The organism is Streptomyces sp. NPDC058877 (assembly GCF_042742855.1).
GTDB lineage: Bacteria > Actinomycetota > Actinomycetes > Streptomycetales > Streptomycetaceae > Streptomyces.
This window is the reverse complement of the sequence record NZ_JBHYMF010000065.1, coordinates 23,005-31,615: the sequence shown is the minus strand read 5'-3', so window position 1 is coordinate 31,615 and position 8,611 is coordinate 23,005. Positions and strand designations below refer to the sequence as shown.

The window sequence follows — 8,611 nt, the reverse complement described above, 5'->3', positions numbered from 1 at the left end:
CTCCAACGAGGAGATCGCCGAGAGCTGCGCCGCCCACGCCGACGTGCTGATCCCCTTCGCGAGCATCGACCCGCACAAGGGGCGCGCGGGCGTGCGCGAGGCACGGCGGCTGGTCGAGGAGCACGGCGTCCGCGGCTTCAAGTTCCACCCCAGCATCCAGGCGTTCTGCCCGAACGACCCGCTCGCCTACCCCCTGTACGAGGCCATCGAGGAGCTCGGCGTGCCCGCCCTGTTCCACACCGGCCAGACCGGCATCGGCGCCGGCGTCCCGGGCGGCGGCGGCATCCGCCTGAAGCACTCGAACCCGATGCTGGTCGACGACGTCGCCGTCGACTTCCCCGAACTGCGGATCATCCTCGCCCACCCCTCCTTCCCCTGGCAGGACGAGGCCCTGGCGGTGGCCACCCACAAGCCGCACGTGTACATCGACCTGTCCGGCTGGTCCCCGAAGTACTTCCCCCCGCAGCTCGTGCGCTACGCCAACACCCTCCTCAAGGACAAGGTCCTCTTCGGCTCCGACTACCCCGTCATCACCCCCGACCGGTGGCTCGCCGACTTCGAGAAGCTCGACATCAAACCCGAGGTCCGGCCGAAGATCCTCAAGGAGAACGCCGCCCGCCTGCTCGGCCTGAGCACGGACTGAAGGAGTCGTTCGTGTTGAACCAAGGCATCGGCTCCTGGCCCGCGCGCCGGGCCCGCAAGACCCCCGACCGGATCGCCGTCGTCCACGACGGGGCCACCCTCACCTACCGGGAGCTGCACGAGCGCGTCCTGCGCCTCGCCCACGCGCTGCGGGAGCTGGGTGTGGCACGGGGTGACCGGATCGCCTACCTCGGCCCCAACCACCCGGCCTTCCTGGAGACCCTGTTCGCCGCCGGGTCACTGGGCGCGGTCTTCGTCCCGCTCAACACCCGTCTGACGGCGCCGGAGCTCGCGTACAACCTGACCGACTCGGGCAGCACCGTCCTCGTGCACGGGCCCGAACAGGACGGGACGGCCCGCGCCGCGGCGGCCGAGGCGGGCATACGGCACCGGATCGCCCTCGCCGGGCCCGACAGTGACGCGCTCGGCCACGAGGAACTGATCGCCGCCGCCGGCACCGGGCCGCTGGACGAGGCCGTGGCGCCCGAGGACCCGTGCATGATCATGTACACCTCCGGGACCACGGGCCGACCCAAGGGCGCGGTCCTCTCCCACGCCAACATCACCTGGAACAGCGTCAACGTCCTCGTCGACACCGACCTGACCGGCGACGAGGTCACCCTCGTGGTGGCCCCGCTCTTCCACACCGCCGGCCTCAACATGACCTGTCTGCCCACCCTGCTCAAGGGCGGCCGGGTGGTCCTCCTCGGCGCCTTCGACGCCGAGCGCGTCCTGGAACTGATAGAGGATCTGCGGGTGACGTACATGTTCGGCGTCCCCACCATGTACGACGCCATGGCCGCCCGGCCCCGCTGGGCCACCACGGACCTGTCCAGCCTGCGCACCCTCAACTGCGGCGGTGCCCCCGTGCCAGCCCGCACCATCGCCACCTACCTCGACCGCGGCCTCGCCTTCAGCCAGGGCTACGGCATGACCGAGGCGTCCCCCGGCGTCCTGTACCTGGACCGGGAGCAGGCCGCGGCCAAGGCCGGCTCCGCCGGGGTGCCGCACTTCTTCACCGACACCCGCATCGTGCTGCCGGACGGCCGCGAGGCCGGACCGGGCGAGCGGGGCGAGATCCAGGTCCAGGGCCCCCACGTCATGACCGGCTACTGGAACCGGCCCGAGGACACCGAAGCCGCCTTCACCGCGGAAGGCTGGCTGCGTACCGGCGACGTCGCGCGCACGGACGACGACGGGTACGCCTACGTCGTCGACCGGGTCAAGGACATGTTCGTCTCGGGCGGCGAGAACGTCTACCCGGCCGAAGTCGAGGAGGCTCTCCTCACCCATCCCGCCGTCGCCGAGTGTGCCGTCATCGGCGTGCCCGACCCGGTCTGGGGCGAGGTCGGCCGCGCCGTCGTCGTCCTCCGGTCCGGAGCCCGCGCCGACGAGGACGAGATCCTCGGCCACCTCCACGGCCGACTCGCCAAATACAAAATCCCCAAAACCCTCGTCCTGACGGAAGAGCTGCCCCGCACGGCCTCGGGGAAGATCATCAAGCCCGCCGTGCGCGATGCCCACGCGGACGTGCCCGGCGACCGTCCGCAGACGTGACGGACACCCGGAACCCCACCTGGCCCCGCACGGGCGGTGTCCCTCACCGCCCGTGCCATCGGCTGGAGCTGCCGGGGTCGACGCCCGCCGCCTGCTCGGCCCCGAAGCTCCGTTCCACCGTGACCAGCGCCTCTCACAGCCCGAGAACGCTCCACCGGCAGGTCCATGACCAGAGATGACCACGGTTCTCCTCCCCGGTCGGAGCATCCCGGAGGGCCAGACGACCGTCCCCTCCGAGGCACCAGCGGCAACCTGCCATCACCACACCCGGTCCTCCCGGACCGCCTCACATCCCCAAGGAGTCCACCATGACCACCACCGCGAACGGCCTCGACGAACTGAAGGCCCTCACCGGAGCCGACCTCGGCCGCACCGACTGGCTCGACATCACCCAGAAGCGGGTGAACACCTTCGCCGACGCCACCGACGACCACCAGTGGATCCACACGGACCCGGAGAAGGCCAAGGACGGCCCGTTCGGCGGCCCGATCGCCCACGGCTACCTCACCCTCTCCCTCATCATCCCGCTCTTCAACGAGCTGCTGGAGATCACCGGCACGAAGATGAGCGTCAACTACGGCCTGGAAAAGGTCCGCTTCCCCAGTCCCGTGCCAGTCGGGGCGAAGATCCGGCTGCACGGTGCCGTCGGCGAGGTGGAGGACGTCAAGGGCAACGGCGTGCAGATGCCCCTGACGTTCACCGTCGAGGTCGAGGGCAGCGACAAGCCGGCCTGCGTCGCCCAGGCCGTCTACCGCCACTACGCCTGACTCAGAGTCCCCGTCGAGCGTGCCTTCGCTCAGCTCAAGTCCTGGCGACTGCTTCGGCGCGCCCGATGCTCAACCCGTCGTATCAGCACCATCATCCAGGCCGTCCACACCATGCTGACCTGTAGCTATTCAGGATGAAAGAGGCTCACTGAGCAGCCCGAAACTGTTCCAACGGTGCGCCGCACTGGCAGAGGCGGAGATCTCCGGGCCGGTGGGGGCCGCACGCCACCCCCTGAAACTGCGGGCCCGTCGCATCCTGAACCTGACAGAAGAGATCAACGACCTGACCAAACGGATATCCGATGCCGTCACGTCGAGCACGCCTGGCCTGCTCGACGTGAACGGTATCGGCCCGGACAGCGCGGCGGCCTTGCGCATCACGGTCGGCGACAACCCCGAACGCCTCGGCAGCGAGGCGTCCTTCGCCACGCCGTACCAGGCGAGGATCCGTTGCCATCAACGGCCGGACCTCGCGGCATAAAACGGAAGTGTCGGGACCCGTGGGGTCACTTCAGGCCGCGCCAACCCCGACCTCCTCCGCATATGCCTCCTCCTCCGGGCGTGAACTGACCAGGACCTCCGCCAACACCGCTGGAGATCGCCGAGAATCCTCTCGTGGACGATCTCCTGAGGTTTCTTCACGCCCGTTACGAGGCGGACAACCATGCCTATGCCGAGGTGGCCTACCGCTTCGGGGGCGACGCACTCCTTGACAGTCACCTGCCGATGCTCGACCTGGTCGACATGCTGGCTCGGGAGTACGAGGGGATGGACCCTTCCGACACCCGCGTGGCCGGTCTTCGTCATGCCCTGCGCGTGCTCGCGCAGTCGTATGTCGAACACCCCGATTACCGATCAGAGTGGCGACCCTGAAACCTGGTCCAAGAGGAGGCCATGGAGCGTCACAAGATCTCCGACAGAGCCCGTGATTCCCCATCCCAGACTCCTTCGTCGCCACATGCCGGCCTCGACATGCAGGTGCCGACCGATCTCGACGCGTGCGGGCCGAGCCGGACCGTCAAGGGCGCCTTCGGCGTCGCCGAGGCATGAGCTGGGCTCATGGGAAGGGCGTCGAAGTCCGGCGTCGCCGAGGTGAGGAAGCCTCGCGCCAGCGGGCTGAACACCACGAGGGGGATGCCGTGTTCACGGGTGGCCGCGAGTGTGTCCTCCTCTGGGTTGCGCGTTCAGAGGCCGTACTCGTTCTGTAGCGCGGCGATCGGGTGCACGGCGCGCGCCGCAGGGTCGCGGCGGACACCTCGGAGAGGCTCAGGGCGCGCACCTTGCCGGCCGTGACCGGCTCGGCCATCGCCCCGACGCTCTCCTCGACGGGCACCGCCCGGTCGAGCCGGTGCAGGTGGTAGACGTCGATGACGTCGGTGCACAGCCGGGCCAGCGCCTCGTCGGCGGTGCGCCGGATCGTCTCCGGGCGTCCGTCGATGACCCGGCGTCCGTCGACCCCGGTCATCCCGCACTTGCTGGCCAGCACGATCCGGTCCCGGTGCCCGGCGAGTGTCTGCCCGACCAGTTCCTCGTTGGCGCCGAAGCCGTACGGCACGGCCGTGTCGAAGAGCGTGACACCCTCCTCCACAGCCGTCAGGAGCAGCCGCTCGGCGGCCTCCGGAGTGGGCGGGACGCCGTACGCACGGCTCAGGTTCCTACAGCCGAGGCCGACCGCCGGCACTTCGAACGGCCCGAGGCGGCCCGAGGCGGCGCGGTCACGAGCCCGTGACCGCGTTCAGCTGCTCCTCCAGGCTGGCCAGCGTCCGGTAGCAGGCCAGGACCTGGGCGATCGAGGAGTTCGGCTCGCGGCCCTCGCGGATCGCGGCGACGAACTCGCGGTCCTGGAGCTCGATGCCGTCCATCGACACGTCGACACCGCTCACGTCGATCGGCTCGTCCTTGCCGGTGAACAGGTCGTCGTAGCGGGCGATGTAAGTTCCCGTGTCGCCGATGTAGCGGAAGAACGTGCCCAGCGGGCCGTCGTTGTTGAAGGACAGCGACAGCGTGCAGATCGCGCCGTTCGCCGCGCGCAGCTGGATCGACATGTCCATCGCGATGCCCAGCTCGGGGTGGACGGGCCCCTGGATCGCGTTCGCCTGCACGATCGGCGATCCGGCCTGGTAGGCGAACAGGTCGACGGTGTGCGCGGCGTGGTGCCACAGCAGGTGGTCCGTCCAGGACCGCGGCTGACCGAGCGCATTGAGGTTCTTCCGGCGAAAGAAGTACGTCTGCACGTCCATCTGCTGGATGCCGAACTCGCCGGCATCGACCCGCTGCTTCACCCACTGGTGGCTGGGGTTGAAGCGGCGGGTGTGGCCCACCATCCCGACGAGCCCGGTGCGCTCCTGCGCCGCCAGGCACGCCTCGGCGTCGCCGAGCGAGTCGGCGAGCGGGATCTCGACCTGCACGTGCTTGCCCGCCTCCAGACAGGCCAGCGTCTGTCCGGCGTGCAGCTGGGTGGGGGTGGCGAGGACGACGGCGTCGACGTCGTCCATCGCCAGCACCTCGTCCAGGGTGGCGACGGCGCGCCCGATGCCCTGCTCGGCGGCGAACTTCCGGGCGCGTTCGAGGCTGCTGCTCACGACGGCGGCCACTTCGACGCCCTCGATCCGCTGGAGCGCGGCCGCGTGCTTGGCGCCGAAGGCGCCGCCGCCGGCCAGGGCGATCCGCAGGCTCCGGTCGTCAGTCATGTCACTCCTTCTCGGTGGGCCCTTCGGCCCCGGGGTGGTTTTCCAGGATCAGGTGGCCGACGGCGGTGTTGGACGCCGGCACGTGGTAGAAGCGGTGCTTGACCTTGACTTCGCCGGAGCCGTCGACGTCGCTCAGGGCGCCGCGGGCGATCAGCCACATGACCAGCTCGATGCCCTCGGAGCCGGCCTCCTCGACGTACTCCAGGTGCGGCACCTCGGCCAGACCGGCCGGGTCCTCGACCAGCCGGTCCAGGAAGGCGTTGTCCCACTCGCGGTTGATCAGGCCGGCGCGGGGGCCCTGGAGCTGGTGGCTCATGCCACCGGTGCCCCACACCTGCACCTTGAGGGGTTGGTCGTACGATTCGATCGCCTTGCGCAGGGCCCGGCCGAGCGCGAAGCAGCGGGCACCCGAGGGGACGGGGTACTGCACCACGTTGACGTGGAACGGGATGACCTTGCACGGCCACTTCTCGACGTTGCCGAACATCAGCGACAGGGGGACGGTCAGCCCGTGGTCGACGGCCATCTCGTTGGCGAGGGTGAGGTCGAAGTCGTCGCGGATGAGCGAGTGCGCGATGTGCGCGGCCAGGTCGGGGTCGCCCTCGACGTCGGGCACGGGGCGGGGGCCGTATCCCTCGTCGGCTATGGGGTAGGAGGCGCCGGTGCCGAGCACGAAGGTCGGGACCATCGACTGGTCGAAGGTGCTGGCGTGGTCGTTGTAGACCAGGAAGATCACGTCGGGGACGTTCTCCCGCTCCCACGCCTTGGCGTACTCGTATCCGTCGAAGACCGGCCGCCAGTAGGGCTCTTCGGTCTTGCCGTGGTCCAGCGCCGCGCCGATCGCCGGCACGTGCGAGGTGAAGACGGCGCCGGTGACGGTGGCGTGCGCGGCCGGCGGCGCCGGTGCGTGGGCGGCTTCGAGGGCGGCGTGGTCGATGCGGTTGCCCTCGACGGAGCGGCCGCCGTCGACCATCATGGCACGGTACTCCTCCTCGGTCATGCCGGTCATCGAGCCCGCCATCTGCTGGAACGAGAGGCCCAGCGTGGCGCCCCACTTGGCGAGGAAGTAGATGTTGCCGCCCTCGCGCATCGCCGCGTTGAGGTCGCGGTCGAGCAGGGCCCGCTTCTGTTCCTCCCGCAGTGGCCAGGCGTCGAGGTAGGCGCGCTCGTCGGCGAGGTAGGCCGCGCGGTTCTCCGCCGTCATCAATGACATGCAGAACTGGTTGAGGTGGTAACCCTTGGCCGACTGCTCGGAGTCGAAGATCGTGGTCCCCGGAACCAACTTGTAGGTCTTGTCCAGCGGCATGCCGGAACTCCAATCCAGGAAGGGTCAGTCGGCGTCGGGCCAGTACAGGCGCATGGGGTTGTCGACCAGGAGCTTGTGCCGGAGTTCGGGCGTCTGCGCGATGTGCGGGACGAAGTCGACGAGCAGACCGTCATCGGGCATGTGGTCGGTGAGGTTGGGGTGCGGCCAGTCGGTGCCCCACAGCACCCGGTCGGGGAACTCCTCGACCACCCGCCGGGCGAAGGGGACGACATCGCGGTAGGCCGACTGCTCGTCGTCGAGGGCGGGCGGGCCGTTCCGGGACAGTCGCTCCGGGCAGGTCACCTTGCACCAGATGTCCGGTCGGGCCCGCATGAAGTCCAAGAACGCCTCGAACTCGCGTCCTTCCGGATCCTTCACCGTGTCCGGCCTGCCCATGTGGTCGATGACCAGCGGTACCGGTATCGACAGGAAGAACGCGCGCAGATCGGGGAGATCGGCGGCCTCGAAGTAGACGACGACGTGCCATCCGTAGGGGGCTATCCGTTCGACGACGTCCCACAAGTCCTGCTGGGGCACCCCGTCGACGAGCCGTTTGACGAAATTGAACCGCACACCGCGCACGCCCGCCCCGTGCAGCTCCCGCACCTGCTCGTCCGTGACGTCGGGGCGCAGCGTCGCCACGCCCCGGGCCAGCCCGCCGGAGGCCCGCAGCGCGTCGACCATGGCGGAGTTGTCGGCGCCGTGACAGGTCGCCTGCACCACGACGCTGCGGGCGAAGCCCAGGTGGTCACGCAGCTCGAAGAGCTGCTCCTTGGACGCGTCGCAAGGGGTGTACTTGCGTTCGGGAGAGTAGGGGAACTCGCTGCCCGGGCCGAAGACGTGGCAGTGCGCGTCGACGGCACCCGCGGGCAGCGTGAACCGGGGGCGACTCGGGCCCGCGTACCAGTCCAGCCAGCCCGGAGTCTTCTCGAAGCTCGTCGTCATCGTCAGTCCTCGTACCGCAGACCGAGCTCGGCCAGGGGGCCGCGCATGCCGTACACGTCCAGGCCGAGTTCGCCCGCGCGGAACCGTTCCCGCTTGCCCGCCTCGCCCGCCTCCCGTGCGGCCGACGCCCGGGCGACCTCGGCGGCCCGCTCACGCGGAACCACGACGACGCCGTCGGCGTCGGCGACGATCACGTCACCGGGGCGCACGAGGGCGTGGCCACAGACCACGGGCACGTTGACGGAGCCGAGGGTGGCCTTGACCGTGCCCTTGGCGTTGATCGCGCGAGAGAAGACGGGGAAGTTCATCCCCTCCAGGTCGGCGACGTCGCGGACACCGCCGTCGATGACCAGGCCCCGGCAGCCGCGGGCCCGGAACGAGGTGGCGAGCAGTTCGCCGAAGAAGCCGTCCTCGCTCTCCGTCGTGCAGGCCGCGACGACGACGTCTCCGTCCCGGATCTGCTCGGCGGCCACGTGCAGCATCCAGTTGTCGCCGGGCTGGAGCAGCACGGTCACCGCCGTGCCGCACAGCCGGGCCTCGGGGTAGACCGGGCGCAGGTAGGGGCGTAGCAGTCCGACCCGGCCCATGGCCTCGTGGATCGTCGCGACGCCGAACTTCGACAGTTCCGCGACGGCCTGCGGGTCGGCCCGGTCGATCCTCGTGCGGACGACGCCGATCTCGGTGTGTTCCATGGGTGGTTCTCC

At 69.7% G+C, this 8,611-nt stretch carries 11 protein-coding genes and 1 pseudogene; 7 read left to right on the top strand and 5 right to left on the bottom strand.

Features of this window, described 5'->3' with window-relative positions; translation table 11 throughout:
• The 7 genes and pseudogenes from ACFW2Y_RS17385 to ACFW2Y_RS17355 form a co-directional block, all read left to right on the top strand.
• A partial coding sequence (locus ACFW2Y_RS17385; RefSeq protein WP_384879400.1) for an amidohydrolase family protein occupies positions 1 to 643 on the top strand: 643 nt, incomplete at its 5' end.
• Positions 644 to 654: 11 nt separating this feature from the next.
• A complete protein-coding gene (locus tag ACFW2Y_RS17380; protein ID WP_384879397.1) occupies positions 655 to 2,199 on the top strand; it encodes a long-chain fatty acid--CoA ligase in 1,545 nt (514 codons plus the stop codon).
• A 308-nt stretch (positions 2,200 to 2,507) separates the two neighbouring features.
• Positions 2,508 to 2,966: a MaoC family dehydratase gene (locus tag ACFW2Y_RS17375; RefSeq protein ID WP_384879394.1), complete on the top strand. Its 459-nt coding sequence runs from the start codon at positions 2,508 to 2,510 to the stop codon at positions 2,964 to 2,966.
• Positions 2,967 to 3,104, top strand: a pseudogene (locus ACFW2Y_RS17370) (IS5/IS1182 family transposase); the annotation flags it as partial.
• A gap of 73 nt (positions 3,105 to 3,177) precedes the next feature.
• Positions 3,178 to 3,447: a hypothetical protein gene (locus ACFW2Y_RS17365; RefSeq protein WP_384879392.1), complete on the top strand. Its 270-nt coding sequence runs from the start codon at positions 3,178 to 3,180 to the stop codon at positions 3,445 to 3,447.
• 134 nt (positions 3,448 to 3,581) lie between these two features.
• The gene (locus ACFW2Y_RS17360; protein WP_384879389.1) at positions 3,582 to 3,839 is read left to right on the top strand and encodes a DUF6221 family protein; all 258 of its coding nucleotides are present in this window, start codon (positions 3,582 to 3,584) and stop codon (positions 3,837 to 3,839) included.
• Between the two features lie 21 nt (positions 3,840 to 3,860).
• The gene (locus ACFW2Y_RS17355; protein WP_384879386.1) at positions 3,861 to 4,016 is read left to right on the top strand and encodes a hypothetical protein; all 156 of its coding nucleotides are present in this window, start codon (positions 3,861 to 3,863) and stop codon (positions 4,014 to 4,016) included.
• A gap of 7 nt (positions 4,017 to 4,023) precedes the next feature.
• On the opposite strand, the gene ACFW2Y_RS17350 is transcribed toward ACFW2Y_RS17355, so the two are convergent.
• Genes ACFW2Y_RS17350 through ligK form a run of 5 tightly spaced genes read right to left on the bottom strand, consistent with a single transcriptional unit; the run spans position 4,024 to position 8,599 of the window.
• Positions 4,024 to 4,647: an aldo/keto reductase gene (locus ACFW2Y_RS17350; protein WP_384879383.1), complete on the bottom strand. Its 624-nt coding sequence runs from the start codon at positions 4,645 to 4,647 to the stop codon at positions 4,024 to 4,026.
• Positions 4,648 to 4,681: 34 nt separating this feature from the next.
• Positions 4,682 to 5,656 (bottom strand): Gfo/Idh/MocA family oxidoreductase, encoded by a 975-nt coding sequence (locus ACFW2Y_RS17345; protein WP_384879380.1) that lies wholly within the window; start codon positions 5,654 to 5,656, stop codon positions 4,682 to 4,684.
• Between the two features lies 1 nt (position 5,657).
• Positions 5,658 to 6,962: a protocatechuate 4,5-dioxygenase subunit alpha gene (gene ligA / locus ACFW2Y_RS17340; RefSeq protein ID WP_384879377.1), complete on the bottom strand. Its 1,305-nt coding sequence runs from the start codon at positions 6,960 to 6,962 to the stop codon at positions 5,658 to 5,660.
• Between the two features lie 24 nt (positions 6,963 to 6,986).
• On the bottom strand, positions 6,987 to 7,907 hold the full coding sequence (locus ACFW2Y_RS17335; RefSeq protein ID WP_384879374.1) for an amidohydrolase family protein: 921 nt from the start codon (positions 7,905 to 7,907) through the stop codon (positions 6,987 to 6,989).
• Positions 7,908 to 7,909: 2 nt separating this feature from the next.
• Positions 7,910 to 8,599, bottom strand: a complete 690-nt coding sequence (gene ligK, locus ACFW2Y_RS17330; protein ID WP_384879371.1) for a 4-carboxy-4-hydroxy-2-oxoadipate aldolase/oxaloacetate decarboxylase — start codon at positions 8,597 to 8,599, stop codon at positions 7,910 to 7,912.
• Between the last annotated feature and the right edge of the window lie 12 nt (positions 8,600 to 8,611).

Excerpts from the sequence above, each read along its gene's own strand:
- ACFW2Y_RS17375 (WP_384879394.1), top strand. The coding sequence starts at position 2,508 with ATGACCACCACCGCGAACGGCCTCGACGAACTGAAGGCCCTCACCGGA.
- ACFW2Y_RS17355 (WP_384879386.1), top strand. The coding sequence starts at position 3,861 with ATGGAGCGTCACAAGATCTCCGACAGAGCCCGTGATTCCCCATCCCAG.
- ACFW2Y_RS17345 (WP_384879380.1), bottom strand. The coding sequence starts at position 5,656 with ATGACTGACGACCGGAGCCTGCGGATCGCCCTGGCCGGCGGCGGCGCC.
- ligA (WP_384879377.1), bottom strand. The coding sequence starts at position 6,962 with ATGCCGCTGGACAAGACCTACAAGTTGGTTCCGGGGACCACGATCTTC.
- ACFW2Y_RS17335 (WP_384879374.1), bottom strand. The coding sequence starts at position 7,907 with ATGACGACGAGCTTCGAGAAGACTCCGGGCTGGCTGGACTGGTACGCG.
- ligK (WP_384879371.1), bottom strand. The coding sequence starts at position 8,599 with ATGGAACACACCGAGATCGGCGTCGTCCGCACGAGGATCGACCGGGCC.